This window comes from Methylobacterium sp. GXF4, from assembly GCF_000272495.1.
Lineage (GTDB): Bacteria > Pseudomonadota > Alphaproteobacteria > Rhizobiales > Beijerinckiaceae > Methylobacterium > Methylobacterium brachiatum.
The window spans coordinates 78,862-103,914 of sequence record NZ_AKFK01000051.1 but is presented as its reverse complement, the minus strand read 5'-3'; the positions used below and the strand labels follow the sequence as shown (position 1 = coordinate 103,914).

25 protein-coding genes and 1 pseudogene are annotated in these 25,053 nt (G+C 71.0%); 8 read left to right on the top strand and 18 right to left on the bottom strand.

Going from position 1 to position 25,053, the window contains the following annotated elements; all coding sequences use genetic code 11:
* Positions 1 to 26 precede the first annotated feature (26 nt).
* Positions 27 to 350 (top strand): thioredoxin, encoded by a 324-nt coding sequence (gene trxA, locus WYO_RS08450; RefSeq protein WP_007561219.1) that lies wholly within the window; start codon positions 27 to 29, stop codon positions 348 to 350.
* A gap of 119 nt (positions 351 to 469) precedes the next feature.
* On the opposite strand, the gene WYO_RS08445 is transcribed toward trxA, so the two are convergent.
* The 4 genes from WYO_RS08445 to trpA form a co-directional block, all read right to left on the bottom strand.
* Positions 470 to 1,369 carry a porin family protein gene (locus WYO_RS08445; protein WP_007561218.1) on the bottom strand — a complete coding sequence of 300 codons (900 nt, stop codon included), beginning with the start codon at positions 1,367 to 1,369 and terminating at the stop codon, positions 470 to 472.
* A gap of 206 nt (positions 1,370 to 1,575) precedes the next feature.
* Positions 1,576 to 2,901, bottom strand: a complete 1,326-nt coding sequence (locus WYO_RS08440) for a folylpolyglutamate synthase/dihydrofolate synthase family protein (protein ID WP_007561216.1) — start codon at positions 2,899 to 2,901, stop codon at positions 1,576 to 1,578.
* Between the two features lie 9 nt (positions 2,902 to 2,910).
* Positions 2,911 to 3,807, bottom strand: coding sequence for an acetyl-CoA carboxylase, carboxyltransferase subunit beta (accD, locus tag WYO_RS08435; RefSeq protein ID WP_007561214.1), 897 nt, complete (start codon positions 3,805 to 3,807; stop codon positions 2,911 to 2,913).
* A gap of 72 nt (positions 3,808 to 3,879) precedes the next feature.
* Positions 3,880 to 4,719, bottom strand: coding sequence for a tryptophan synthase subunit alpha (trpA, locus tag WYO_RS08430; protein ID WP_007561212.1), 840 nt, complete (start codon positions 4,717 to 4,719; stop codon positions 3,880 to 3,882).
* A gap of 188 nt (positions 4,720 to 4,907) precedes the next feature.
* Between trpA and WYO_RS08425 the strand changes: the two are divergent.
* From WYO_RS08425 to WYO_RS08415, 3 genes and pseudogenes are all read left to right on the top strand, one after another.
* A pseudogene (locus WYO_RS08425) lies at positions 4,908 to 5,099 on the top strand (hypothetical protein); the annotation flags it as partial.
* Between the two features lie 128 nt (positions 5,100 to 5,227).
* The gene (locus tag WYO_RS08420) at positions 5,228 to 5,893 is read left to right on the top strand and encodes an HAD-IA family hydrolase (protein WP_007561208.1); all 666 of its coding nucleotides are present in this window, start codon (positions 5,228 to 5,230) and stop codon (positions 5,891 to 5,893) included.
* Between the two features lie 350 nt (positions 5,894 to 6,243).
* Complete coding sequence (locus tag WYO_RS08415) at positions 6,244 to 8,895, top strand: hypothetical protein (RefSeq protein ID WP_007561206.1); 2,652 nt, start codon at positions 6,244 to 6,246, stop codon at positions 8,893 to 8,895.
* 39 nt (positions 8,896 to 8,934) lie between these two features.
* Here WYO_RS08415 and WYO_RS08410 read toward each other — a convergent pair whose 3' ends face one another.
* Positions 8,935 to 9,342: a MucR family transcriptional regulator gene (locus WYO_RS08410; protein ID WP_007561203.1), complete on the bottom strand. Its 408-nt coding sequence runs from the start codon at positions 9,340 to 9,342 to the stop codon at positions 8,935 to 8,937.
* 304 nt (positions 9,343 to 9,646) lie between these two features.
* Here WYO_RS08410 and WYO_RS08405 point away from each other — a divergent pair, with 304 nt between their 5' ends.
* Entirely contained in the window at positions 9,647 to 10,744 is a 1,098-nt protein-coding gene (locus WYO_RS08405) for an NAD(P)/FAD-dependent oxidoreductase (protein ID WP_007561201.1), read from the top strand.
* 3 nt (positions 10,745 to 10,747) lie between these two features.
* Here the strand turns inward: WYO_RS08405 and WYO_RS08400 are convergent, their stop codons facing one another.
* The 7 genes from WYO_RS08400 to WYO_RS08370 form a co-directional block, all read right to left on the bottom strand.
* Complete coding sequence (locus tag WYO_RS08400; RefSeq protein ID WP_007561198.1) at positions 10,748 to 11,464, bottom strand: LrgB family protein; 717 nt, start codon at positions 11,462 to 11,464, stop codon at positions 10,748 to 10,750.
* Between the two features lie 3 nt (positions 11,465 to 11,467).
* Entirely contained in the window at positions 11,468 to 11,869 is a 402-nt protein-coding gene (locus WYO_RS08395; protein WP_007561195.1) for a CidA/LrgA family protein, read from the bottom strand.
* 15 nt (positions 11,870 to 11,884) lie between these two features.
* Positions 11,885 to 12,346, bottom strand: coding sequence for a TerB family tellurite resistance protein (locus tag WYO_RS08390; protein WP_007561194.1), 462 nt, complete (start codon positions 12,344 to 12,346; stop codon positions 11,885 to 11,887).
* Positions 12,347 to 12,454: 108 nt separating this feature from the next.
* Positions 12,455 to 13,237 carry a DJ-1/PfpI family protein gene (locus WYO_RS08385; protein ID WP_007561192.1) on the bottom strand — a complete coding sequence of 261 codons (783 nt, stop codon included), beginning with the start codon at positions 13,235 to 13,237 and terminating at the stop codon, positions 12,455 to 12,457.
* Positions 13,238 to 13,253: 16 nt separating this feature from the next.
* A complete protein-coding gene (locus tag WYO_RS08380) occupies positions 13,254 to 13,940 on the bottom strand; it encodes a TenA family protein (protein WP_007561190.1) in 687 nt (228 codons plus the stop codon).
* A 26-nt stretch (positions 13,941 to 13,966) separates the two neighbouring features.
* Positions 13,967 to 14,641 carry a response regulator transcription factor gene (locus WYO_RS08375; protein WP_007561188.1) on the bottom strand — a complete coding sequence of 225 codons (675 nt, stop codon included), beginning with the start codon at positions 14,639 to 14,641 and terminating at the stop codon, positions 13,967 to 13,969.
* Positions 14,638 to 16,050 carry an ATP-binding protein gene (locus tag WYO_RS08370; RefSeq protein ID WP_244424112.1) on the bottom strand — a complete coding sequence of 471 codons (1,413 nt, stop codon included), beginning with the start codon at positions 16,048 to 16,050 and terminating at the stop codon, positions 14,638 to 14,640. Before WYO_RS08370 ends, WYO_RS08375 begins: the two co-directional genes overlap by 4 nt.
* A 345-nt stretch (positions 16,051 to 16,395) precedes the next feature.
* Here WYO_RS08370 and WYO_RS08365 point away from each other — a divergent pair, with 345 nt between their 5' ends.
* Positions 16,396 to 17,283: a hypothetical protein gene (locus WYO_RS08365; protein WP_007561184.1), complete on the top strand. Its 888-nt coding sequence runs from the start codon at positions 16,396 to 16,398 to the stop codon at positions 17,281 to 17,283.
* A gap of 51 nt (positions 17,284 to 17,334) precedes the next feature.
* On the opposite strand, the gene WYO_RS08360 is transcribed toward WYO_RS08365, so the two are convergent.
* The gene (locus WYO_RS08360) at positions 17,335 to 19,107 is read right to left on the bottom strand and encodes a DEAD/DEAH box helicase (RefSeq protein WP_007561182.1); all 1,773 of its coding nucleotides are present in this window, start codon (positions 19,105 to 19,107) and stop codon (positions 17,335 to 17,337) included.
* Between the two features lie 299 nt (positions 19,108 to 19,406).
* Between WYO_RS08360 and WYO_RS08355 the strand changes: the two genes are divergently transcribed.
* Positions 19,407 to 20,498 (top strand): calcium:proton antiporter, encoded by a 1,092-nt coding sequence (locus WYO_RS08355; protein WP_007561179.1) that lies wholly within the window; start codon positions 19,407 to 19,409, stop codon positions 20,496 to 20,498.
* On the opposite strand, the gene WYO_RS08350 is transcribed toward WYO_RS08355, so the two are convergent.
* Positions 20,499 to 21,236: an FAD-binding oxidoreductase gene (locus WYO_RS08350; RefSeq protein ID WP_230365752.1), complete on the bottom strand. Its 738-nt coding sequence runs from the start codon at positions 21,234 to 21,236 to the stop codon at positions 20,499 to 20,501. It abuts the gene before it with no gap.
* Positions 21,211 to 21,816, bottom strand: coding sequence for a sulfite oxidase-like oxidoreductase (locus WYO_RS08345; RefSeq protein WP_007561175.1), 606 nt, complete (start codon positions 21,814 to 21,816; stop codon positions 21,211 to 21,213). Before WYO_RS08345 ends, WYO_RS08350 begins: the two co-directional genes overlap by 26 nt.
* A gap of 163 nt (positions 21,817 to 21,979) precedes the next feature.
* On the opposite strand from WYO_RS08345, the gene WYO_RS08340 reads away from it, so the two are divergent.
* Positions 21,980 to 22,285, top strand: a complete 306-nt coding sequence (locus tag WYO_RS08340) for a hypothetical protein (protein WP_007561173.1) — start codon at positions 21,980 to 21,982, stop codon at positions 22,283 to 22,285.
* Here the strand turns inward: WYO_RS08340 and WYO_RS08335 are convergent.
* The 3 genes from WYO_RS08335 to WYO_RS08325 all read right to left on the bottom strand — a co-directional run bounded on the left by WYO_RS08335 (position 22,255) and on the right by WYO_RS08325 (position 24,847).
* Entirely contained in the window at positions 22,255 to 23,220 is a 966-nt protein-coding gene (locus WYO_RS08335) for a DMT family transporter (RefSeq protein ID WP_007561171.1), read from the bottom strand. The genes WYO_RS08340 and WYO_RS08335 overlap by 31 nt on opposite strands.
* The gene (infA, locus tag WYO_RS08330) at positions 23,217 to 23,492 is read right to left on the bottom strand and encodes a translation initiation factor IF-1 (RefSeq protein WP_007561169.1); all 276 of its coding nucleotides are present in this window, start codon (positions 23,490 to 23,492) and stop codon (positions 23,217 to 23,219) included. The genes WYO_RS08335 and infA overlap by 4 nt, the downstream gene beginning before the upstream one ends.
* Before the next feature lie 212 nt (positions 23,493 to 23,704).
* Entirely contained in the window at positions 23,705 to 24,847 is a 1,143-nt protein-coding gene (locus WYO_RS08325) for a branched-chain amino acid ABC transporter substrate-binding protein (protein WP_007561166.1), read from the bottom strand.
* Positions 24,848 to 25,053: the final 206 nt, after the last annotated feature.

Sequence of the window (25,053 nt, the reverse complement as noted above, 5' to 3'; positions counted from 1 at the left end):
GGCGGCCAGTTCCGAAAGGTGACGTTATGGCGACGGTGAAAGTAACCGACGCGAGCTTCGAGCAGGACGTTCTCAAGTCCGCCGAGCCCGTCGTGGTGGATTTCTGGGCAGAGTGGTGCGGCCCCTGCCGCCAGATCGGCCCGGCGCTCGAGGAGATCGCGACCGATCTCCAGGGCAAGGTGAAGATCGCCAAGGTCAACGTCGACGAGAACCCGCAGATCGCCGCCCAGTACGGCATCCGCTCGATCCCGACGCTGCTGCTGTTCAAGAACGGCGAGCGGGTCGATCAGAAGGTCGGCGCCGCCCCCAAGGGCGATCTCTCCCGCTGGATCGGCGCACAGGTCGCCTGAGCCGCTGCCCCCTTCGACGCGACGACAAAAAGAAAGCCCGGCCGCAAGGCCGGGCTTTCTCGGTTTCGGGACCCAATCCCGTGGTCCCGGGCTTGGTGCCCGGGACCGATCGTCCGGTCTTAGTACGAGCCGAACTTGTAGTTCAGGCCGGCGCGGACGACTGCGAAGTCGTTCGTGTTGCGGCTGGTGTTGCCGGTGACGGCGTAGACCGGCAGCACGGTGCCGGTGTTGAGGGCAGCGCCGACCAGCGGCAGGCCGGTGCGGTTGCGGTCGAGGCTCACGTACAGACCTTCGACCTTGAACGTCACGGCCGACGACCGGAAGAAGTTCAGGAACGAGTCGGTGGGGAGCGCGTACTCGGCGCCGCCGCCGACGGTGTAGCCGGTCTTGAAGTCGTCGCGACGGCCAGCGAAGTTCTGGAAGGCGACGCCCTGGGTGCCCTGGTCGCCGGTGGCGTAAGCGAAACCGCCGGTGGCGTACACGAGGGTCTTGTCGAAGGCGTAGCCGAGACGGCCGCGCACGGTACCGAAGAAGTCCAGCGTGTTCAGGGTGCCGTTGACCGGGATGAAGCCCTGGTTGATGGCGGCGGCGTTCGTGGCGTAGCGCGGACGGCCACCGAAATCGAGGTACTGCGCGTCGGCCTCGAAGCCGATCACGACGCCCGAGCCCGGGGTGAACTGGTAGTTGTAGCCGATCTGGCCACCGCCGGAGAAGCCTTCGCGGTTGTTCTTGTTGTAGATCAGCGACGAGCCGAGCGGCGCGAGGGCGCGGTAGGGCACGAGGCCGTTGGCGCCGAGAACGGCCGGGCTACCGGCGGTCTGGACGAAGCCGCGGTTGCTGTCGGTGTCGCTGGCATCGAAAGCGTAGCCGGCGTTGATACCGAAGTAGAAGCCGGTCCAGGTGAACACCGGAACGGGGGTGAACACCGGCGGCGGCGCGGCGCGACGCGGCAGGTCGGCAGCGGAGGCCGCCGCGGTGAGCGCGGTGAACGCCGCGAGAGAGGTGAGAAGCGTCTTCATGTCTGTGATCCCCATCACAAGCCCGATCGAACCCGAAGCTAGGGGATCAAACCTATGCAGGATGTAGCTTCGCGGCCACAGCCGGGGGAAAGCGTGGCCTTGGGAGCGATTTCGCGGCGTCGAATGCGGCGAATCGACGGCGATTACCGGGCGCTAACCAAACCTTCGCGAAAAAGCCAGTGCCCAAGACTGAGGCATGACGCGCCTCACACAGGCGGCGTGTCGTTGGCCGCCAGGACCAGCCCGGCCAGGTAGAGCGAGCCGCAGATCAGGATTCGCGGCGGCTGCTCGAAGGCGATGTCCTTCACCTGGGCCAGCGCCGCCTCGATGCTCGGCGCCGTCCGGGTCGACAGGCCGACATCCTCGCCGATTCGCGCCACCTCTTCGGCCGGCCGCGCCGCCATCGAGGTGGTGATCGGGACCGCGATGAGCGCCCGGGCCAGACCGACGAAGTTGCGCAGGAACCCGTCGGCATCCTTGGTGCTGAGGAGACCGACGATCAGGACCAGCGGCACGTCGCTGCGCTCGCCGAGATCGGCCATGGCGGCGGCGAGGATCCGGCCGCCGTCGATGTTATGGCCGCCGTCGAGCCACAGCTCGGCGCCGGGATCGAGCTGCGCGGCCAGCCGCCCGCGGCCGAGCCGCTGCAGCCGCCCGGGCCAGTCGACCTCGGTGAGGCCGCGCTCCAGTGCGGCGTTGCCGATATCGCCGAACCCGGCCGCCCGCAGAGCCGTGATCGCGGTGCCGGCATTGACCAGTTGATGGCGTCCGGCCAAGCGCGGCCGCGGCAGGTCGAACAGGTCGGTCTCGTCCTGGTAGACGAGGCGGCCGCGCTCCTCGTGGACGGAGAAATCCTGGTTTCCGATCAGGATCGGCCCCGCCCCCACGGCCTCGGCGTGCCGGCAGAGAACGGCGTCGGCCTCGGCATAGTCCTGGGCGGCGATCACCGCCGGGCAACCGCGCTTGAAGATCCCGGCCTTCTCGGCGGCCACCGATTCGACCGTGTCGCCGAGATACTCGGCATGGTCGCGGCCGATCGGGGTCACGACCGCGCAGGCCGGCTGGGCGATGACGTTGGTGGCATCGAGCCGCCCGCCCAGCCCGACCTCGAGGAGCAGCACGTCGGCCGGGCTCGCCGAGAACAGCAGCAGAGCCGCCGCCGTGGTGATCTCGAACATGGTGATCGGCTCGCCGGCATTGGCGGCCTCGCAGCGCGAGAACGCGTCGGCCAGCCGGTCCTCGTCCACGAACTGGCCGCCGCCGATCCCGCCGAGCCGGATCCGCTCGTGGAACCGGACGAGATGGGGCGAGGTGTAGACATGCGCGGCCAGGCCCCCAGCCTCCAGGATCGCCCGCATGAACGCGATGGTCGAGCCCTTGCCGTTGGTCCCGGCGACGTGGATCACCGGCGGCAGGCGCCGCTCCGGATGGTTCAGCCGGGACAGCAGCCGCTCGATCCGCCCCAGCGACAGGTCGATGGTGCGCGGATGGAGCGCGAGGAATCGCGCCATGAGGGCGTCGGAGGATGCCATAGCGGCCGGCTAGGCCGCTGCCTGGGCGGGGACCGGCGCATCGCTCGTCGCGGCGTTGGTCAGCAGGCCGCAGAGGCGCGTGATCGTCTCCTTCAGAGCGTGACGGTGGACCACCTGATCGACCATGCCGTGCTCGCGGAGATATTCCGCCCGCTGGAATCCGTCCGGCAGCTTCTCGCGGATGGTCTGCTCGATCACCCGGGGGCCGGCGAAGCAGATCAGTGCGCCCGGCTCGGCCAGGTGCACGTCGCCGAGCATCGCGTAAGACGCGGTGACGCCGCCGGTGGTCGGGTTGGTCAGCACCACGATGTAGGGCAGACGCGCGGCGTTGAGCCGGCGCACCGCCACGGTGGTCCGGGGCATCTGCATCAGGGACAGGATGCCTTCCTGCATGCGTGCCCCGCCGGAGGCCGAGAACAGCACGTAGGGGGTGCGCTTCTCCAGGGCGGTCTCGGCACCGCGCACGAAGGCCTCGCCGGCCGCCATGCCGAGGGAGCCGGCCATGAAGCCGAATTCCTGCGCCGCCAGGGTCATGGGCAGGCCGCCGACCCGGCCGAAGCCGATCTTGAACGCGTCCTGCAGCCCGGTCTTGGCCCGGGCCTCCTTGAGGCGGTCGACGTAGCGCTTCTCGTCGCGGAACTTCAGCGGGTCGGTGGCGACCTCGGGCAGCGCCACGTCGATCCAGGTGCCCTCGTCGAACATCATCTTGAGGCGCGCGGTGGCGCTCATCTTCAGGTGATGCTCGGAGCCCGGGATCACCCAGTGATTGGCCTCCACCTCCTTGTGGAACACCATCTGGCCGGTATCCGGGCACTTGACCCAGAGGTTCTCGGGCGTCTCGCGCTTGAACAGGGTCTTGATCCGGGGGCGCACCACCTCCGAGATCCAGTTCATCGGTTCGACCATCGCCTCGCGTCCGTTCGCTTCAAGCTCGCGCTGATATCAGGTGGTGTGGCCCCTTCCGCCAGGGCGCGCGGTTCAGGCGGCCCGCTCGACCCCGCCCGCGCGGACGCCGGCGGCCAGCTCCCGGACCAGCTCCGCCACCGCAGGGACCGTACCGGCCTGCGGCCGGCCTTCCGAATCCAGCGAGCGGACCAGGGTGTCCACCAGCGCCGAGCCGACCACCACGCCGTCGGCGCCCTTGGCGATCGCCGTCGCATGGGCGCCAGTCTTCACCCCGAAGCCGACCACCACGGGCAGATCGGTGTGGCGGCGGATGCGGGCGACCGCCTCCGAGACCTTCCCGAAATCCGGCGTCGCCGTGCCGGTGATGCCGGTGATCGACACGTAGTAGACGAAGCCCGCGGTGTTCGCGAGCACGGCCGGCAGGCGGCGCTCGTCGGTGGTCGGCGTGGCGAGCCGGATGAAGGCCAGCCCCTTGGCAAGCGCCGGGAGGCACAGCTCCGAATCCTCCTCCGGCGGCAGGTCGACCACGATCAGCCCGTCAACCCCGGCCGCCACCGCGTCGTCGAGGAACCGCTCGACCCCGTAGGTGTGGATCGGGTTGAAATAGCCCATCAGCACGATCGGCGTGCCGTCGTTCTCGGCGCGGAAGCGGCGCACGAGGTCCAGCGTGCCGGCCACGCCCTGGCCGGCCTTGAGGGCGCGCAGGCCCGCGGCCTGGATCGCCGGGCCGTCGGCCATCGGGTCGGTGAAGGGCAGGCCGAATTCCAGGATGTCGGCGCCGGCGCCGGGGAGCGCCTTCAGGATCTCCAGGGAGGTCTCCGGGTCGGGATCGCCCGCCATCACGTAGGTGACCAGGACGGCCCGGTTCTCCGCGCGGGCACGGGCGAAGGTGGCGTCGATGCGGCTCGGCATGGATCTGATACGGGTTTTCGCGGCGTCGGGACCGGATCCGGCCCAGGATTATCTCCGCGCTACACCATCGGCGTCGGCCCGTGAAGCGCTCGCCCCTGCGGCCACGGGGACGGCCGCCCCGCCTTGTCCTGCCGATCGCGGACTCCATCTCCCGGCGTCCACACCCCCAGGATGATGAGGAGCGCGACATGGCGAAGGCCGACAAGCACCACATGGGCCCGGGCGGTCACGGCAAGGGCTCGGGCAGCGGCGGCATGACCGATCTGCCGGACGGCGTGCTCGGCGAGAACGAGGTCCTGAGCAACCGGGACAAGTCCCGGCACAGCGACGAGCGCGGGCTCGACGGCAAGGCGGTCCAGACCGAGCAGTACCAGGACCACGCGGCCAACCGGCAGGCGCCCGGCTCCGAGACGAAGGAGTCCTGAGGCCGGTCAACGGGGACCGGGCGGGCAGCGGCCGTGCGCACGGCGCGGTTGCCCGCCCGCCCCGGCCCGCGTAGCCCTCGGGCATGACGACCCAAGACCTCCCGACGCGCCGCTTCGCCGCCTTCCTGTTCGACATGGATGGGACGATCATCAGCTCGATCGCCTCGGCGGAGCGGGCCTGGACCCGTTGGGCACAGAGCCACGGCCTCGACGTGGCGCGTTTCCTGCCGACGATCCACGGGGTCCGGTCCGTGGACACGATCCGCCGGCTCGGCCTGCCCGGTGTCGATCCGGAGGCCGAGGCTGCCGCGATCACCCGGGCGGAGATCGAGGATGTCGGCGACATCGCCGAGATCCCGGGCGCCCGCGCGTTCCTGCAAGCTCTGCCGCCCGAGCGCTGGGCGATCGTCACCTCGGCGCCCCGGGAGCTCGCCCTGCGCCGGCTGGACGCCGCCGGCATGCCGGTGCCGGCCCTGCTCGTCGCCGCCGAGGACATCGATCGGGGCAAGCCCGCGCCGGATTGTTTCCTGCTGGCCGCCGAGCGCCTGGGCGTCGCGGCCGCGGATTGCCTGGTGTTCGAGGATGCGCCAGCCGGCATCCAAGCCGGCGCGGCGGCGGGCGCCACCGTCGTGGTGATCACGGCCACGCATCACGCCCCGATCGAGACAGCGCACGCGACGATTCCCGATTATCGGGCGCTGACGGTCGATGCCGGGCCGGATGGTCTCCGTATCGTTCCCGCCAACTGAGCGCGCTCGATGCGGTTAATCCTGGCAATCGTATCTGGACATACGATCCGCCAAAATCCCAGGCCTTGCATCGCCGCATAAGCCTTCACCCCGTCATCCCGGGGCGCGGGAGGCGAGCCCGGAATCCAGAGCCGTCGACGGTGCAAGATCCTGCTCGACCAATGGTTCTGGATTCCGGGCTCCGCTTCGCGGCCCCGGAATGACAGGGTGGATTCTCCTGCGGTCGCTCGAGTGCTGCTCGCAGAATCGATGAGCGCGATCCGGGAGACCGCGCCCCGATTGACTTCTCCCCGCTCAACCACGGCAGTATCCAGGCGTACATCCAGAACGTGCGCGGGAGCATCGACCGTATGACCAAGCCGAACGGCGTGCCGGGCCTCTTCGAGACCGCGGAGGGGCAGCGGCTGGTGCAGGCGCGCACCGACCCGGCCTGGCGGCGCTGGGGGCCGTATCTCAGCGACCGGCAATGGGGCACGGTGCGGGAGGATTACAGCGCCGACGGCGAGGCCTGGGACGCGCTGCCCCACGATCACGCCCGCTCCCGGGCCTATCGCTGGGGCGAGGACGGGATCGGCGGCTTCGGCGACCGGCACCTCAACTGGTGCCTGGCGCTCGCCCTGTGGAACGGCCGCGACCCGATCCTGAAGGAGCGCCTGTTCGGCCTGACCAACGCCGAGGGCAACCACGGCGAGGACGTGAAGGAGCTGTACTACTACCTCGACGGTATCCCGACCCACGCCTTCATGCGGATGCTGTACAAGTACCCGCAGGGCGCGTTCCCCTATCAGCGCCTGGTCGAGGAGAACCGACGCCGCGGCCTCGACGACCCGGAATTCGAGCTGCTCGACACCGGCCTGTTCGACGAAGGCCGCTACTTCGACGTCGAGATCGCCTACGCCAAGGCCGGCCCCGACGACGTGCTGATGCGGGTCACCGCCACCAACCGCGGCCCGGAGCCCGCCGACGTCACCCTGCTGCCGCAGCTCTGGGCCCGGAACCTGTGGTCGTGGAAGGCAGGGACCGAGAAGCCCGAATTGTCCGCCGGCTCGGACGGGTCGGTCTGGGCGCGCCATCCGAGCGTGGCGCCGATGCGTTTCTTCGCCGAGGGCGCGGCCGAGCTGCTGTTCACCGAGAACGAGACCAACACGCACCGGCTGTTCGGCAGCGGCCCGGAAGCGGGCTTCTACAAGGACGGGATCGACCGGCGCGTCGTCCGGGGCGAGGCCGGGGGGGCCAACCACCTGTCCGGCACCAAATGCGCGGCGCGCTACGACCTGCATCTCGGCCCGGGCGAGTCGCGCATTCTCCGGTTGCGCCTGCGCCCGGAGAATGCGCCGGGCGAGCCCTTCGCGGATTTTGATGCGGTGTTCGCGTCCCGCGCGGACGAGGCCGACGCGTTCTACGACGCCCTGCAGGCGTCGATCCCCGATCCCGAGATGCGGCTGGTGCAGCGGCAGGCGCTGGCCGGCATGCTGTGGTCGAAGCAGCTCTACCATTACGACGTGCGCGAGTGGCTGGCCGGCGATCCGGCCCAGCCGCCCCCCGCCCCCGCGCGGCGGCACGGCCGCAACGCCGACTGGGCGCATCTGCGCGCCAACGACATCATCTCGATGCCGGATGCCTGGGAATATCCCTGGTTCGCCTCCTGGGACCTCGCCCTCCAGGCGATCGTGTTCGCCCTGTTCGATCCGGATTTCGCCAAGAACCAGCTGCTGCTGCTCGTCGACGAGGCCTATGCCCACCCGAACGCGGCGCTTCCCGCCTATGAATGGGGGTTCGGAGACGCCAACCCGCCGATCCACGGGCTCGCCGCCTGGCGGGTGTTCGAGATCGACCGGGCGCTCACCGGCACGCCCGATCACGTCTTCCTGAAGCGCATCTTCAACAAGCTGACCCTGAACTTCACTTGGTGGGTCAACCGCAAGGATTCCGACGACCGCAACCTGTTCCAGGGCGGCTTCCTCGGGCTCGACAATATCGGCATCTTCGACCGCTCGAAGCCGGTCGGCGACGGCGCCACTCTCACCCAGTCCGATGCGACCGCCTGGATGGCGGCCTACGCGCTCAACCTGATGCGCATCGCCATCGAGCTGGCGATGCAGGACCCGACCTACGAGGACATGGCGGAGAAGTTCTTCGAGCATTTCCTGCTCATCGCCGCGGCGACCGGCGACGGCGTCTGGGACGAGGCCGACGGCTTCTTCTACGACGTGATCGAGGCCCGCGACGGGAACCGCCTGCCGATCCGGGTCCGGACCATGGTCGGGCTGATCCCGATCTTCGCGGTCACGACGATCAGCGAGCGCGATCTGGAGAAGCTGCCCTCCCTCCGGAGCCGGATGGCGTTCTTCCTCCGGAACCGCCCCGATCTGGCCACCCTGGTCTCGCGCTGGAACGTGCCCGGCGAAGGCCAGACCGTGCTGCTGTCGCTGCTGCGCGGCCACCGGCTGAAGGCGCTGCTGCACCGGGCCCTCGACCCGACGGAGTTCCTGTCCGAGCACGGATTGAGGGCGGTCTCGCGCAGCTACGCGGACCAGCCGTTCTGCTTCCCGTGGAACGGCCGGGACATGGGGCTCGCCTACGAGCCGGCGGAATCGCGCTCACGCCTGTTCGGCGGCAATTCCAACTGGCGCGGGCCGGTCTGGATGCCGGTGAATTACCTGCTGATCGCCGGCTTGAGACAGTTCTACGCCTATTATGGCCCGGATTTCCGCGTGGAGGCGCCGACCGGCTCGGGGCGGACCTACTCGCTCCGGGAGATCGCGGAGAAGCTGTCCCTGCGGCTCATCGGCCTCTCGACCCGCGGCCCGGACGGGCACCGGCCGGTCTACGGAACGAGCCGGATCGAGCAGGAGGACCCGCATTTCCGGGACCTGGTGCTGTTCTACGAGTATTACGACGGCGATAACGGACGGGGCGTCGGCGCCTCGCATCAGACCGGCTGGTCCGGCCTCGTGGCGCTCCTGATCCAGGAGGTCTCGACAGCAGAGAGCCGGCCGTGACGGGCACGGCCGGCTCGATCGACCCGATGGGACCCGCTCCTACTCGGCCGCCTGCTGCATCCGCAGCTTCTGGCCGAGCCCGATCTCGCGGGAGATCTTCGAACGCCGGGCACTGTAGGCCGCCGAAACCAGCGGGTAATCCACCGGCAGGCCCCACTTGGCCTTGTACGCCTCCGGGGTGAGGCCGCGCAGGGTCAGGTGCCGGCGCAGGGCCTTGTAGGACTTGCCGTCCTCGAAGCTCATGATCGTATCGGGCCGGATCGACGCGCGGATCTGCGCCTCGGTCGGCCGCTTGACCTGACGCTCGGCCGGCGCATCCAGCGCGGTGATCGAGCGGTGCACCTCGGACAGAAGGCTGGGCAGAGCACCCGCCGGCACGCTGTTCTTGGTGACGTAGGCGCTTAGGATCTTGGCGGCGAGTTCGACGCTCGGCGAGGTCGTCTGCATGGTCATCTCCTAAGGTTTCTCGGTCGGACGATGCGGCTTTGTCGGGTCGTTAGGCTGTTGTGCTGTCGGCGGCCGGCGATGGAGCCCGGAACAGAAATCCGGTCCACCATCGGGCAGCGCGTGGTGGCATTATGCGCCCGCTCGCTACGCTTACAACCACCGCGAGCATCTATTTGGCGCCTGTTTCTACTTAGAATTGATAAATACGGTCAACGCCGAATCAACATGCGGGCCTACGAGACGGCACGGGTGCGGTATTGAGGACTCACCGGCCCTGTTGGGGCGAACATCGAGAGTGGCGGGGATGGAGGTTCTGGTCGTCGGCGCCGGCGTGGTCGGCTTGGCCGTGGGGCGGGCCTTCGCGCTGCGCGGCCACGCCGTCATCGTGGCGGAGGCCGAGGAGGCGTTCGGGACCGGCGTGTCCGCCCGTAGCTCCGAGGTGATCCATGGCGGCATGTACTACCCGTCCGGTTCCGCCCGCGCCCAACACTGCGTCGACGGCGCCGAGAAGCTATACAACTTCTGCGCGAACCACGGGGTGCCGCACCGGGCCTGCGGCAAGTTGATCGTCGCCTGCGACGATGCCGAGGCCGACACGATCGCGGCGATCCGGCAGCAGGGCGAGGCCAACGGCGTCCGCGGGCTCGAACTGCTCGACGCCGCAGCGGCGAAGCGCCTGGAGCCCAACCTCGCCTGCACCCTGGCGCTGCACGCGCCCCATACCGGGATCGTCGACAGCCACGCGCTGATGCTCGCGCTGCTCGGCGTGATCGAGGACCACGGCGGCGCCCTGGCCCTGCGCACGCCGGTGGAGCGCCTGTCCCGCCGGGACGGACAATGGCACGCGGCCTTCGGCGGCAGCGAGCCGGTCGAGCTGGCCTTCGACGCCGTGGTCAACGCCGCGAGCTTCGGGGCGCCCGCGCTCGCCGCACGCACGGAGGGCTATCCGGCCGAGCGCGTGCCGGTGCTGCGCCTCGCCCGGGGCAATTATTTCGGCTGCACCGGCAAGCCGGCCTTCTCGCGTCTGATCTATCCCGCGCCGCGGATCGACGGCGGGCTGGGCATCCACCTCACCCTGGATCTCGCCGGCCGCACCCGGTTCGGCCCCGACGTGGAATGGGTCGAAGGCTTCGACTACCGGGTCGACCCGGCCCGCGCGGACAGCTTCTACGGCGCGATCCGCCGCTACTGGCCGGGCCTGCCGGACGGGGCGCTCTACCCGGACTATGCCGGCCTGCGCCCCAAGCTCACCGGGCCGGGCGAGACGGCGGCGGACTTTCGGATCGACGGACCGGAGGAGCACGGGCTGCCCGGGATCGTCCACCTGTTCGGGATCGAGAGCCCGGGGCTGACCTCGAGCCTGTCGCTCGCCGAGGCGGTGGCCGGGCAGCTCGACGCCTGAGGCTCAGAACAGCAGGTGCAGCGCCAGGGGCGCGAGGATCGCGGTCAGGAAGGCGTTGAGCCCCATGGCGATCCCCGCGAAGGTGCCGGCGGTCTCGCTCACCTGGAAGGCCCGGGCCGTGCCGATGCCGTGGGCGGCGAGCCCGGCCGCGAAGCCCCGGGCGCGCATGTCGCGGATCCGAAGGAGATTCATCAGCGGCGTCACCAGGATCGCCCCGATGATGCCGGTGAGGATCACCAGGATCGCGGTGAGCGTCGGGTCGCCGCCCAGCGCCTCGGCGATGCCCATGGCCACGCCCGAGGTCACGGATTTCGGCGCCAGCGAGATCAGGATCGGCTGCGGGATGTCGAGGAGCCGCGCCAGCGCGATGACCACGGCCAGCGTCGTGGCCGCGCCGGCCAGGAGCGCGGCCAGCATCGGAATCAGGGCGCGCAGGACCGTGGCCCGGCGCTCGTAGAGGGGCATGGCCAGCACCACGGTCGCCGGCCCGAGCAGGAAGTGGACGAACTGCGCGCCCTCGAAATAGGTCGGATAGGGCGTGCCCGTCACCGCCAGGACGGTGCCGACCAGGATCACGGTGATCAGCACCGGATTGGCGATCGGGTGCCGGCCGGTGGCGGCCGCGATCCGGTCGGCCAGGACGTAGGAGGTCAGGGTCACGGTCAGCCACAGCAGCGGCGTGCCGGCGAGATAGACCCAGAGCGAGAAATCGCCGTGCACCGCTCAGGTCTCCCCGTCGGGCCGGCGCCGCTCGACCCGGGACGCGACCGCGCGGAACACCAGCACGGTCACCAGCAGGGACAGGGCGGTGGAGACCACGAGCACGATGGCGAGCTTGAGCCCTTGCGCCCGGAGCAGGTCGAGGCGGCCGACGACGCCGACGCCGGCGGGGACGAACATCAGCGACAGGTTCATCAGGAGCCCCCGGGCCGTGGTCTCGAGGGTGCCGTCGGTGAGGGGCTTCGGCAGGATCCGGGGCAGGCCGAGGCGGCTGTCGCGCAGGAGCAGGAAGCCGAACATCAGCCCCATGCCGATCACCGGCCCCGGGACCGGCACGCCGGCGCCCCGGGCCAGGATCTCGCCCAGGAGCTGTGCGAGCAGGATCAGCGCCAGGCTCGCGATCATCGTCCGACCGGGCCGCTAGACGGCGCCGACGCCCCGCTGACCGGTTCGACGGGACGCGGCGATCGCCGCCTCGTCGAAGCCGAGCAGCCGGCCGAGGCGCTCGACCAGCGCCTCCTCGAACTCGTCGACGGTCCCGTCGGCGGCGGCGACCGACCAGGCCATGGTCAGGAGGTCCTGGCGCTCGGCCTTGTTGGCCTCGTGCGGGATCATCTCGACCAGGCTCGCCAGGTCGCGAGTCTCGGCATCGACCGCGGTGGCGCGCGCGATCAGCGCCCGGGCGGCGTCCGGCCCCTCGGCATAGTGGCCCTGCACCAGCCGGGACAGGCGCTCGCTCTCGGCGGGCGCCAGGATGCCGTCGACCCGGGCGACGTGCACGAGGAGCGCGGTCGCGGCGAGGTGGGTGTCGTCCACCGGCTCGGTGGCGCCGACGCCGAGGGCCTCGGTCGCGTAGGCGCGCAGGCGGGCGATCAGGGACATGTCGGCTCCGGGGGTTCCTGACGCACAGTTCGGTTCGTGGGACACGCCGTCAAGGATGCCGGATCACGTCGGCGGCCAGCGTGGCACGGCTGCATCGTTTTGGCGGTCTCACCCCCGAGCCGCCTCGGTCGACCCCGTCACGAGCGGCGCCAGGATCGCGTCCGCCGCGCGCAGGATCGCCGGCCCGGCCTGCGCGGGGGTTCCGGCCCGGAACGGCGGCTCGGGGGCATATTCGGCGACGAGCTGCGCGGTGCGGGCGTAGTCGGGGCCGCGCAGGCGGGCGGCGAGCGCCAAAGCGAGGTCGAGCCCGGCCGAGATGCCGGCGCCGGTGGCGCGGTTGCGGTCGAAGACGACGCGTTCGGCCACCGGCGCGGCACCGAGCAGCGGCAGGACGGCGTCGCGCACGCACCAGTGCGAGGTGGCGCGGTAGCCGCGCAGCAGGCCGGCCGCCCCGAGGATCAGCGACCCGGTGCAGACGCTCGTCACCCAGGCGGTGCGCGGCGCACGCGCGCGCAGGAAGGCCAGCAGCGCAGCGTCGCGCATCTGGTCGGGCGTGCCGTCGCCGCCGGGGACGAAGAGGACGTCGAGATCGGGCGGGCAGGTCGCGAAGGTATGCGTTGCCACGAGGCTCAGGCCCGTGTCGCTCGCGACGGGGCCTTCGGCTTGCGCCACGCAATACAGGCTGCCAGGGGCGAGGCCGGCGAGCAGCGCCTGCGGGCCGACCAGGTCGAGGGCGGTCATGCCCGGATACAGCACCATGGCGATCCGGACCGGACGATCCTGCGGGATCGGACCCGGCGCGTCGGCGGCCTCGGAGCGGACCGGCCCGAAGGCGGCAGCGGCCGCGGCGGCCGCGACCACGGCCCGGCGGCTGAGATCCGGCGACGTCATGCCCGGGCCGGGCGCGTCACAGCGGCCAAGACGCGTCCCGGTAGGCGCTGTCCCAGAACAGCCATTCAAGCCGCGTCGCCTGCGTGAACGCGTCGTGCATCCGCGCCTGCAGGGCCGGCGAGGCCGAGTTCGCCGCGCGGTCGGTGGCGGCGATCATGCCCGCTACGGCATCGGCGAAATCCTCGCCGGCATAGGTGTCGATCCAGGCGCGATATTGGTTGTCCGGCGTGGCGCGGGCGAAGATGTCGTCGCCCACCGCCTTGTAGATCCAGAAGCATGGCAGCAGGGCCGCGCACAGGACCTCGAACGGCTCGGCATAGGCCGTGGCGACCAGGTAGGAGATGTAGTGGTGGCAGGCCGGGGTCAGCGGCGTGCCCGCGAAGGCCTCCGGGCCGATCCCGTAATCGCGGAAGAAGCCGCCATGCAGCGCGCGCTCGACCACGATGGCGTCCTGCGCGGCGCGGGAGAACTGGACGATCCCATCCGGGTCCGGGGCCTTCGCGGCCGCGAGGCTCAACGCCCGGCCGAAGCCAATCAGGTAATGCGCGTCCTGAACGATGTAGTGGCGGAACGTGGCCTTCGGCAGCGTGCCAGCGGCGAGCTCCGCGTTGAACGGCATCGTCCGGATCGTCTCGTAGGCCGCCGCGTTGCGCGCCCAGGCTGCCTGAGAGAAGGCATTCGGGCCACCGTCACCGTCGGTCAAAGGCACATCCTCCTCGGTCGCGGACGCTATCCCTGCCGCTGCGCGTGCGTGACGGCGACGTGGATCAACTCCGCAAGGGTCCGCACGCCGAGCTTCTGGCGCATCTGCGAGCAGGCATTGGTGACGGTCTTGTAGCTCACCGACAGGTCGGCCGCGATGGCGCCGTAGGAGCGCCCTTGCGCGAGACGCGCCAGGATCTGCTGCTCGCGGGGGGTGAGCTGGGATTCCGGGGTGCGGCGGGCATCGGCGCGCAGCATCGCGACCTCGGTGGCGAGCCGGCGGTCGAGATAGACCTCGCCGACCCGGACCTTGCCGAACGCCTCGAACAGCTCGGCCGAGGCGTGGTCCTTCAATACGTAGCCGAGCGCCCCGGCCTCCAGCGCCCGCGCGACGATCACCGGGTCGTTGTGCATGCTGAAGACCAGGATCCGCGTCTCCGGGGCGACGGCGCGGATGCGGCGGATCAGGCCGAGCCCGGCCATGCCGCTGCCCTGGAAGGTCAGGTCGCAGATCACCACCGGCGGCCGTAGCCGGTGGAAGATCCGGTAGCCGCCGACCACCGTGGTCGCCTCCGCGATGGTCTCGACCCCGGAATCCTCGAGGACCCGTCGACAGCCCTGGAGAACGATCGGGTGATCGTCGATCACGAGGACCGGCAAGCGTGTCGCGGCGGCGTCGATCTGGGAGGCGATGGCGTTCATGCGCTCGGCGCGTTGTTGTTCTCGTCGACCCGCTCGGGCGGAACGGGGATCATGATCCGGACGATTGCTCCGGGGCCGTCATTGTCAAGGCCGAAGGTACCATCCAAGGCCTCGACACGCTCGCGCATCCCCGAAAGACCGAGCCCGGTGCGGTGTTCGGCCGGGATTCCGCTGCCGTCGTCGCGGATCGTGACGCGCAGCTGGCCCTCGACCTCGGTGGCCTCGGCCTCGACCCGGGTCGCGCCACCGTGGCGGACCGCATTGGTTGCGCTCTCCTGCACGCAGCGGAACACCGTGAGATCCACGAGGTCGCCGTAGCCGCGGGCCAAGCCGTCGAACGTCCCCACGAAGGTCGTACCCGGATGCCGCTGGCCGAAACCGCGCAGCAACAGGTCGAGACAGGTGGCCAGCGGCGCCTGCCCGAGCCCGTGTGGGCGCAGGCGGTTCAGCAATTCCCGGTTGACGGTCTGGACCTGCCCGACGATGGCGCTGATCTCGGCCGCCCGAGCGGCGAGTTTTTCGCGGTCGGGCTCGGCCGGGCCGGAGGCGATCCGGGCGATCGAGGCGGCGTTGGCCTCCAGGGCGAACAGGCAGGGGCCGAACTCGTCGTGCAGTTCGAGCGCGGTGCGGCGGCGCTCGTCGTCCTGGGCGGTGAGCAATTGGCGGTTGAGGCGCCCGTTGGCGGCGCGGACCTCGCTCAGCGCCTCGGCGACCTTGTTGAACCGCTCGGCGATCACCGCCAGCTCGCGGGCGCCCGGGGTCTCAAGACGCGCGGTGTAATCGTGATGTTCCAGCTGGGTCAGGCCGTCGCCGAGCCGCTGCAGCGGCGCCAGGATTCGGCCGAGCGCCAGGTAGAGCGCGATCAGCATCCCCGCGTTGATCGCCAGGGTGGTCATCGAGAGGGCCCTCGCATAGCCCCAGATCTCGTCGATCTCGTCCATCGGCTGGGTGGTGATCTGCGCGGTGCCCAGCCTCTGGCCGTTGACGACGATCGGCAGCGTGTGGCGCTCGATCGGCGGCATGATCAGCTCGGCGAACCAGCGGGGCGCCTCGCGCTCGGACCGGTGCGGCGGCATCGGGCTGCCGACCTGATCGCCATCCGCGTCGAGCACCGCGACGCGGACGTGGCGCAGGGTCTTGAAGCGCAGGTCCAGCGTCTGCAGCAGCGTGTCGGGCGAGGCCGCGTCGGACAGGCGGATCGTGTCGGCGACCAGGGACTCGACCGTGGCCAGCGAGGCGCGGGTCTCCACGCGCACCGCGTTCCGGGCGTTCAGCACGATCACCCCGCAGGAGATCAGCGCCGCCAGGGCATCGATGAACAGCACCACGGCGACGAGGCGCGCGCGGGTCGACCAATCGGCCCAGGGCCGGAAGCCGGCCCGGCGGCTTGCAGGCGCGGTGTCGGGCATCGAAATCACGGTTGATCTTGTATCCACCGGCAGACGCATAGCGAGCGCTCCGGCGAAGTCCATGCCGCCCCGTCCCGCCCGGCATCGGGAAGGCCGACCCGCCGCCCCTTGCCGGGCGCGCCAGCAGGGCGGAACCGAATACGGATTCTTAAGCGGCTTCGCTTTATCTTGTGGATAGCCGAGCCTCGACTGGCCGGGCCTGCAATGGGCGGCGACATCTTTGCGCCGTATTGCGGTTTCTCTATCGACGACAGAGTCGACTTATCTCCAACGTGATGGAGAGCGGCGGCCGGTCATGGGGGGCCCGGTCGCGCGTGTCGTGCATCGTGTCAGAGACCCCGGATCATGAACGATCTCGCCCTGGACCCGTCCGACAGAAGACCGCATCGGTCGCCGGAGCCACGTCCCGGCCGCAAGCCCGGCCTGAAGCTCGTCCTCGCCGGGCTGGTCGGCGCGAGCGCGATCGCAGGATTCGGCGTCGCCGCCTCGACACTGATGGCCGGGCTTGCCGCCCCTACGCCGATCAAGCACGCCCCGATGGGCCGGGCCGCGGACTGGCCCGAATTGAAGGACGGCCTGCCGGCCGTGGCCGGGATCGCGCCGGCGCCCCCCGTCGCGGCGAAGCCCGCGGAACCTGAGAAGCCGGCCCTGCGCATGGCGGCGCTGCCGGAAGCTCTGGCACCGGCGGTCACGCCCGTCCCCGCGAGCCCGGTCGCCCCGCCCCCCGCCAAAATCGCGCCCGTTGCCGCGCCCGTCGCCGCAGCGCCGCCGGCCAAGAGCGTGACCGTGCCCGAGGCGCCGACCAAGCGTATCCCCACCCCGACCCCGGTGACGCCGATCGCCACCCGTCAGGTGGTCGTGCCGCTGCAGCCGGCGCGGACCGCCGCGCTCCAGCCTCCGCGCGCCTCCGAGACCGTCAAGGCGCGCGACGTCGCCGTGCCCCCGGTCGCGCCCGCGGCCAAGCCGGTTGCTGCGGCTCCGGCCGCAGCCCCACCGGAGAAAACCGCCCGCAAGGCGGTCGCGGCGCACAAGCCGCCCGCCGCCGCAAAGGCCGCGGACGCCGCCAAGCCCGGCGTGAAACCCGGCGCCGCACCCGCGACGGTCGCGCAGGCCGAGACCGCCGACGAGGAGACCGAGGTGCTCGGCATCAAGCTGCCGTCGCTGGCGCCCGCCGGCCGGAAGCTGCGGGAGAGCGTCGACGCGCTCGGCGACGCGGTCAAGAAGGTTTTCTGAGACCTCCGCCTGCGGGGGCGTCAGCGCCTCCGCAGGTCGATCCGAACAGGATCAGCTGCGGCCGGTATTCCGGCCCGGCTTGGACTCGGACCGGGGACCGGACCGCTCGGCGTGGCGCTGATGCTTGCCGGCGCGCGGGCTGGCGAACCCCTTCGGGCCGCCCGGTGCGCTCTTGCGCTCGGCCGGGGCGGCGTCCCCCGCCAGCGCCTCGACCTGGATCTCCGGCGAGCCGTTGCGGGCGAAGGCCTCGGCGAAGCGCGCGGCGGCGTTGCCGCGGATCTCGAACTTGGTCTCCCGGTCGAAGATCCGGATCGCGCCAATCTCCTGGCGGCCGATGCCGCCGCGACGGGTGAGCATCGGCAGCAGGCGGCGCGGATCGGCGTTGTCGCGCCGGCCGAGGTTGAGCCGGAACCACACCGCCGGCCCGAGGGCGGCGATCTGCTCAGGATTCATCGGATCGTAGGGCGGGCGCTCGCTGACGCCGCGGGGGGCGCGGCCCTCGCCCGGATCGCTGACCTCTTCCGGGGCCGGCAGGCGGGTGCGGTAGACCCGGGCCAGGAGGGCGGCGAGCTCTTCCGGGGTCTTGCTGGCGAGCAGGGTCCCGGCGAGCGCGACATCCTCCTCGGCCGGCGGCTCGGAGAAGAGCGGGTCGGAGAGCATGCGCTCGCCGTCGAGCTTCCGGATGTCATCGGCCGAGGGCGGGCCGGACCACTCCGGGCTGACCTTGGCGATGGCGAACATCTGCTCAGCGCGGCGGCGCCGGGAATTCGGGATCAGGAGCACCGAGGTGCCCTTGCGGCCAGCGCGGCCGGTGCGTCCGCTGCGGTGCTGGAGCACCTCTGCATCGTGCGGCAGATCGGCGTGGATCACGAGGCTGAGCGACGGGAGGTCGATGCCGCGGGCAGCGACGTCCGTGGCGACGCAGACCCGGGCCCGGCCGTCCCGGAGCGCCTGCAGGGCGGCGTTGCGCTCGCCCTGGCCGAGCTCGCCCGAGAGCGCCACCACCGAGAAGCCGCGCTCGGTCAGGCTCGCCTGAAGATGGCGCACGGCGTTGCGGGTGTTGCAGAAGACGATCGCGGTCGGCGCATCGGCCTCGCGCAGGAGGTTGAGCACCACGTGCTCGGTCTCCCGGGGCATGATCCGCACCGCCCGATAGGCGATGTCGGCGTGGCCCTTGCTCTCGCCCTTGATCGCCAGCCGCAGGGCGTTGCGCTGGTAGCGCTCGGCCAGGGCCTCGATCGCCTTGGGCAGGGTCGCGGAGAACAGGTAGGTCGCTCGCTCCGGCGGGGTGGCCGAGAGGATGAACTCGATGTCCTCGCGGAAGCCGAGATCGAGCATCTCGTCGGCCTCGTCGAGGACGACGGCCCGCAGGTTGGTCGGATCGAGGTTGCGGCGCTCGAGATGGTCGCGCAGGCGGCCCGGGGTGCCGACCACGATATGGGTGCCGTCGGCCATCATCCGGGCCTCGCGGCGGGGATCCATGCCGCCGACGCAGGCGGTGACCCGGCCGCCGGCCGGAGCGTAGAGCCACAGCAGCTCGCGCTGGACTTGGAGGGCTAGCTCACGGGTCGGGGCGATCACCAGGGCGAGCGGCGCGCCGGGGGGCGGCAGCATCTCGGCCTCGCCGGCCTCTGGGCCGATGAGCATGTTGGCCATAGCCAGGCCGTAGGCCACGGTCTTGCCGGAGCCGGTCTGGGCGGAGACCAGGAGGTCGCGGGCGCCGGCAGCCGCCTCCAGCACCGCGGCCTGGACCGGGGTGGGATCGGCGTAGCCGCGCTCGGACAGGGCCCGCGCGAGGGGGGCGGGCAGGGTCGGGAAGGGCAAGTGACGGAAACTCTCAACGGCCGCGCCGCGCCCGGCAGCGCGCCATCGCGCGGCGGAGGAATCAGGCACCGGACTTTATTCGGGTGCCTAGATGGTAGCGCCAACCGGGCCCGCTGACCACTCCCGCCACGGCATGGGCCGGTTGCGCGGGCTCGGTCCTGCGGGCGAGCGGTCGCCGTCCACGTCAAAATGCCGGTCGCGCTTCGCCAACCCTGGCCTTGCCGCTCGTCTGACCTAAGACACGGCCTGACCTTACGCAGTGCCGCATCAAGGCGATCCGAGCGGAGACGACCAAGACCATGACGGGAGCCCTGCGGCTGGTAGTGGCGTGGGCGACGGTTCTCGCCTTCGCGTGGTTCGGAAAGGGCTGGCTCGGCGACCTGGCGCAGCCCTGGTTCGCGGGTGGGCTGTTCGCCTGGCTTCTGGCCGTGATCGTCTGGTCGGCCTTCGGGGTCGTGCACGAGGCGGAGGACCTGGCGCACCGGCTGGGCGAACCGCTCGGCACCCTGGTCCTCACCCTGTCGATCGTGATCATCGAGGTGGCGCTGATCTCCGCCGTGATGCTCTCGGCCAAGGAAGCGCCGACGCTGGGCCGCGACACGATGTTCGCGGTGCTGATGATCGTCCTGAACGGCGTGGTCGGCCTCGGGCTGCTGATGGGCGGCCTGCGCCACCACCAGCAGAGCTACAACCTGCAGGGGGCCTCGGCCTTCCTGTCGGTGATCATTCCGCTGACCACCATCGCGCTGATCATCCCGAACTTCACCAGCTCCACCGCCGACGGGACGCTGACGACCCTTCAGGCGGTGGCCTTCTCGGTCTTCACCCTGGCGCTCTACGGCGTGTTCCTGCTGATCCAGACCAGCCGGCACAGCGATTTCTTCCAGGATGCCGAGGAGGCGGCGGAAGCGGAGGCCGCCGCGGGGGCGCGCTCGGCCAGCGCCATCGGCAAGCACGTGGTCCTGCTGCTCGCCAACGTCGTGCCGATCGTCCTGCTGGCCAAGAGCCTCGCGGTGATCCTCGACCACGGCATCGCGGCGCTGGGCGCGCCCTCGGCGCTCGGCGGCGTGCTGATCGCCGCGATCGTGTTCACCCCGGAGGCGATCTCGGCCCTGCGGGCCATCGCCCGCAACGAGCTGCAGCGGGCGATCAACCTGTGCCTGGGCGCGGCGACCTCGACGGTGGGTCTCACCGTGCCGGCGATCCTCACGATCGGCCTGCTCACCGGGCAGACCGTGGTGCTCGGCCTCAAGCCCACCGAGATGACGCTGCTCGCGGTGACGCTGATCCTCAGCACCCAGACTTTCTCGGGCCTGCGCACCACGGTGCTGGAGGGCGCGGTGCACCTCGTGGTGTTCTTCGTCTACCTCGTGCTGATCTTCAGCCCCTGATCAGCTGCCGAACCGCTCGGTGCGGATCACCCCCGCCGGGACGCCCGCTTCCAGGATCAGGTCCGAGGCGGCCCCGACGAAACGGTTCGAGCCGCAGAGGAAGACCTTTCCCGGCCGTCCGACCCGCGCCAGGGCACCGGCCACCAGGGCGGCGTCGATCCGCCGGCCGCCGGCATCCCGCGTGGTGGTGAGGTGCAGGGAGAATCCGGTGCCGTCGCCGGCGAGGCGCTCCAGCTCGGGGAGCGCGATCGCCTCCTCGCGGGTGCGGGCGGAGTAGATCAGGGCCGCCGGGATCTGCGGCGCGACCAGGGCGCGCCGGCGCAGCATCGCCAGCAGCGGCACCACGCCGGAGCCGCCGGCCCCCAGCAGCAGCGGGCCGCCATCGGGACCGTCCCAGGAGAACGAGCCGCCGATCGGCCCGCGCAGCTCGACCCGGTCGCCGACCTCGGCGGCCTGCGAGAACCAGCCCGAGACCTCGCCGTCGGGCAGCGCCTCGACCATCAGCTCCAGGGTGCCGCTGCCGTCGGGCGCCGAGGCGATCGAGTAGCTGCGCTGGGCCTGGTAGCCATCCTCAGCGGTCAGCCGGACGTCGACGTGCTGGCCGGCCCGGTAGGCCTGGGCGAGCTCGCAGCGCAGACGAAAGCTCTTCACCTGCGGGGTGACGGGCGCGATCGCGGTGATCTCGGCCTGATGCCAGCGGAAGACGATCGGCTCAGTCACCGGTGTAGCGCTGCTCACGCCAGGGATCCCCGTACATGTGGTAGCCGCGCAGCTCCCAGAAGCCGGCGGTGTCGGTCTGGGTGAAGCGGAGGCCCTTCACCCATTTGGCGCTCTTCCAGAAGTAGAGGTGCGGCACGAGGAGCCGCGCCGGGCCGCCATGATCCGGGTGGATCGGCTGGCCGGCATAGCGGGTCGCCACCATGGCCCGGCCGTTCACGAGGTCGGCCACCGGCACGTTGGTGGTGTAGTCGTCGAAGGATTCAGCCAGCAGGAAGGCGGTCGGGGCCGCGATGCCGGCATCGGCCAGCAGGTCGTCGAAGCTCACGCCCTCCCAGGCGGTGTCGAACTTCGACCACTTGGTGACGCAGTGGATGTCCCCCTGCCAGGTCGTGCGCGGCAGCGCCTCGAATTCCTCCCAGCTCCACGTCTTGATCGGCCGCGAGCCCTCGCGCAGCGTGAACCGCCAGGTGGCGAGATCCACGGTCGGGTTGGGGCCGATCTGCAGGATCGGGAAATCCTCGGTGAGATATTGGCCGGGCGGGATGCGCGCGCCCGCCTCGGGCGGCTGCCTGCGCCCGACGAAGCCCCGTGTCACCATGCCGGCCTCCGCTGTCGGTTGTTGTTTTGGTGCGTCTGATCCGGGTTTGGTGCGTCGGAACACCCCACGTCAAGTCGGGATGTGCGGCCGAACAAACGCCCCAAAGCTGAGATGTGGTAGGCAGCCTAAGCCTGACCGAATCGCACCCACCAGGGGGAATGTCATGAAGTACCTTCTCGCGACGAGCCTCGTCGTCGGGAGCCTCGCCACCCTCGCGCCGGCCGCCCAGGCCCGTGACGGGATCGGCGCAGGCGGCGCGGCTGCCCTCGGCGTGCTCGGCGGCCTCGCGGTAGGCGGCGCCATCGCGTCGTCGGCCAACAACGGCTACTACCCGGGTCGCCCGGTCTACCGCGCCCCGCCGCCAGTCTACGTGGAAGAGGATTACGGCCCGGTCTGCCACTTCGAGCGCCGCCGCACCGTCGATCCCTATGGCGACGTCTACATCCGGCGCGTGCGCGTCTGCGAATAAGCGGCTTCGGGGGTCGCCACGGCCGGCGCCGGCTTCAGGCGCTCGGCACAGGCGATCCCCCCAAGCACGAGAGCCAGGGCGACGGCCTGAACCGCCCCGAACGGCTCGCCGACCAGCAGGACGGCGAGGACCGCGCCGAAGATCGGCACGAGGTTGACGAACAGGCCCGCCCGGTTCGGGCCGATCAGCTCGACCCCACGCATGAAGAACAGCTGCGCCAGCAGCGACGGCCCCAGGCCGACGAAGGCGACCATCGCCCAGCCCTCCAGCCCCGGCCAGACCGCGTGCCCGGTGGCCCATTCGACGGCGAGCGGCGGCAGCGAGGTCACCAAGGCGGCGATCGCCATGGCGGCGAAGAAGGCCAGGGCCGAGACTTTCGGGCGCGTCGGCAAGAAGATCGTGTAGCCTGCGTAGAGCAGGCAGGCCCCGAACACGAGCACGTCGCCGCGGTTGAAGTCCAGCCGGGTCAGGACCGTCCAGTCGCCGTGGGTCGCCGCGATCCCGGCGCCGATCAGGGTCAGGACCACGCCGAGCATCTGCCCGAGGGTCACCGGCACCCGGTACGCCAGCCGGTTGAGCACGATCACCAAGACGGGGATCGCCCCCTGGAACAGGGCCAGGTTGACGGCGCCGGTATGGACGCCGGCCGCGTAGAACAGGCAGTTGAAGGCGGTGTAGCCGAGGCCGCCCATCAGCAGGATGCGCAGCCAGTGCGGGCGCAGGAGCGGCCATTCGGCGGCGAGCCGGCGGGCCGCGAACGGCGCCAGCACCGTGCAGGCCACCGCCCAGCGCAGGGTCGTGATGACCTGGGGGGAGACGTGGCCCGGCGCCCAGCGGCTGCTGACCGCGTTTCCGGCCCAGAGCAGGGCCGTGAGTGTGAGAAGCAGATAGGCCGGCGCGACCGAGGAGACCCGGGTCGCGCGCGCGGACGTCAACGGCGGCGGAACTGGCCGCCCCGGACCTGGGGTCGCGGGCCTGCGGAGCGCTCGTCCTTGTGCCGGAACACGAGGCGGCCCTTCTCCAGATCGTAGGGCGACATCTCGACCGTGACCCGGTCGCCCGCCAGCGTCTTGATGCGGTTCTTCTTCATCTTGCCGGCCGTGTAGGCCACGATCTCGTGGCCCTGGTCGAGCTGCACGCGGTAGCGCGCGTCCGGCAGGATCTCGATCACGAGACCGTCGAACTGCATCAATTCTTCTTTCGCCATGCACCTTCTCCAGTCGGACCGTCCGGCAGCAGGCGTTCCGGCAAAACTTCTACGGCTGTCATCAAGCTCGGGAAACGCCGCAGGGCGCGGATCCGATCCGACGGACGGTCCGCGCCTGCTGAGCGACGCCGCCCGCATGTAGTCGTCACACGATCCCGCTGCAAGTCATGCTCTCATCCGCGCCCTGAGTCGTGGACATGATTCGTCGGTCTTCAAGGCCCCGGGACCTCGTTGCCGGCGTAATCGAGGCGTCCGTCCGGGGTCCGGCGCCAGATCCGCAGGGCGACGGTGCCGCCGGTGCGGTCGCCGCGGGAATCGAACCCCACCGGGCCGAGAATCGTGCGCAGCGGCGGGGCGCTGCGCAGGGCGTCGGCGAGCTTGCGGCCCTCCGGGACCCGGCCGGCCTTCGGATCGGCCGCGCGGGCGCGCTCCAAAGTCTGGACCAGCAGCTCGACCGCCGCGTAGCCCGACGCCGCCACGCTCTCGGCCTCGGGCCCGCGCGCCGGTGCCTTGCCGCCCTTCGGCTCGGGCAGGCGCGGCGGGTCGGGCGGCAGGGTCATCACGGTCCCCTCCCCGGCCGGCCCGGCGGCGGCCGCGAAGGCGGGGTCGAGGATCCCGTCGCTGGCGACCAGCGTGGCACCGAGATTGGCCTCGCGCAGGGCACGGAGCAGGGTCGCCGCCTCCGGCGCAAGGCCGCCGAAATACACCGCCTCGACCCGGGCCGCCTTCAGACGGCCGACGAGATCGGCGAGGTCGCGGGTCCCGCGCGGAAAGCCGTCGAACAGCACCTCCGGGATGCCGGCCTCCTTCAGGCGCGCCGACACGGCTTCGGCGAGCCCGCGTCCGAAGGTCGAGCGGTCGTTGAGGATCGCGATGCGCCGTCCGGCAAACGCCTTGGCGAGATAGGCGCCCGCCGCCCGGCCCTGCTGCGCATCGCTCGGCGCCAGCCGGAACAGGTTCCACGCGCCGCGGCCGGTCAGCGGCGTGTAGGTCGCCCCCGGTGTGACCAGCAGGGCCCCGGCCTCCTCGTAGACCGGCGTCGCGGCCGCGACCGCGATGGATTCGAACGGCCCGATGACGAGCCGCACCCCGTCGGCGGCGAATTTCTTCGCGATCGCGACCGCCTGCCGGGCGTCGCCGGCATCGTCGGCCGGCACGAGGGCGAATCGCGGCCGCCCGCCCGCGGCGCGGTTGAGCTCGGCCACCGCCTGCTCGGCACCCTGCCGCAGCCCCAGCCCGAAGGCGGCATCCGGCCCGGAGAGCGGCGCCGACAGGCCGATCCGCACCGGCGCCTGCGCGGCAACCGGCGCCGTCATCAGGAGGCCGGCGAGGATCGGGGCGAGGGCGTGCTTCATCGATACACGTTAAGGTCGGGCGGCCGCCGCGGGAAGCGCGCATCGGGCCCGGTCCGGACGCCCCGCGGTTTCAGAACCCGTTCATCGTTGAAGGGATCGGGATGCTGCCGCGCGTAAGAGCGCTGGCGGGCGGGCGCGTTGTGGGAAATAAGGGCGTCGGCCGGCCCGCGACTTTGAATAGAACCGCCCGCACGCGCCGCATCGAA

Bases quoted from the DNA above. Each gene is read 5' to 3' on its own strand.
- trxA (WP_007561219.1), top strand. From the start codon at position 27: ATGGCGACGGTGAAAGTAACCGACGCGAGCTTCGAGCAGGACGTTCTC.
- WYO_RS08445 (WP_007561218.1), bottom strand. From the start codon at position 1,369: ATGAAGACGCTTCTCACCTCTCTCGCGGCGTTCACCGCGCTCACCGCG.
- WYO_RS08440 (WP_007561216.1), bottom strand. From the start codon at position 2,901: ATGGCATCCTCCGACGCCCTCATGGCGCGATTCCTCGCGCTCCATCCG.
- accD (WP_007561214.1), bottom strand. From the start codon at position 3,807: ATGGTCGAACCGATGAACTGGATCTCGGAGGTGGTGCGCCCCCGGATC.
- trpA (WP_007561212.1), bottom strand. From the start codon at position 4,719: ATGCCGAGCCGCATCGACGCCACCTTCGCCCGTGCCCGCGCGGAGAAC.
- WYO_RS08420 (WP_007561208.1), top strand. From the start codon at position 5,228: ATGACGACCCAAGACCTCCCGACGCGCCGCTTCGCCGCCTTCCTGTTC.
- WYO_RS08415 (WP_007561206.1), top strand. From the start codon at position 6,244: ATGACCAAGCCGAACGGCGTGCCGGGCCTCTTCGAGACCGCGGAGGGG.
- WYO_RS08410 (WP_007561203.1), bottom strand. From the start codon at position 9,342: ATGCAGACGACCTCGCCGAGCGTCGAACTCGCCGCCAAGATCCTAAGC.
- WYO_RS08405 (WP_007561201.1), top strand. From the start codon at position 9,647: ATGGAGGTTCTGGTCGTCGGCGCCGGCGTGGTCGGCTTGGCCGTGGGG.
- WYO_RS08395 (WP_007561195.1), bottom strand. From the start codon at position 11,869: ATGATCGCGAGCCTGGCGCTGATCCTGCTCGCACAGCTCCTGGGCGAG.
- WYO_RS08390 (WP_007561194.1), bottom strand. From the start codon at position 12,346: ATGTCCCTGATCGCCCGCCTGCGCGCCTACGCGACCGAGGCCCTCGGC.
- WYO_RS08385 (WP_007561192.1), bottom strand. From the start codon at position 13,237: ATGACGTCGCCGGATCTCAGCCGCCGGGCCGTGGTCGCGGCCGCCGCG.
- WYO_RS08375 (WP_007561188.1), bottom strand. From the start codon at position 14,641: ATGAACGCCATCGCCTCCCAGATCGACGCCGCCGCGACACGCTTGCCG.
- WYO_RS08370 (WP_244424112.1), bottom strand. From the start codon at position 16,050: ATGCCCGACACCGCGCCTGCAAGCCGCCGGGCCGGCTTCCGGCCCTGG.
- WYO_RS08365 (WP_007561184.1), top strand. From the start codon at position 16,396: ATGAACGATCTCGCCCTGGACCCGTCCGACAGAAGACCGCATCGGTCG.
- WYO_RS08355 (WP_007561179.1), top strand. From the start codon at position 19,407: ATGACGGGAGCCCTGCGGCTGGTAGTGGCGTGGGCGACGGTTCTCGCC.
- WYO_RS08345 (WP_007561175.1), bottom strand. From the start codon at position 21,816: ATGGTGACACGGGGCTTCGTCGGGCGCAGGCAGCCGCCCGAGGCGGGC.
- WYO_RS08340 (WP_007561173.1), top strand. From the start codon at position 21,980: ATGAAGTACCTTCTCGCGACGAGCCTCGTCGTCGGGAGCCTCGCCACC.
- infA (WP_007561169.1), bottom strand. From the start codon at position 23,492: ATGGCGAAAGAAGAATTGATGCAGTTCGACGGTCTCGTGATCGAGATC.
- WYO_RS08325 (WP_007561166.1), bottom strand. From the start codon at position 24,847: ATGAAGCACGCCCTCGCCCCGATCCTCGCCGGCCTCCTGATGACGGCG.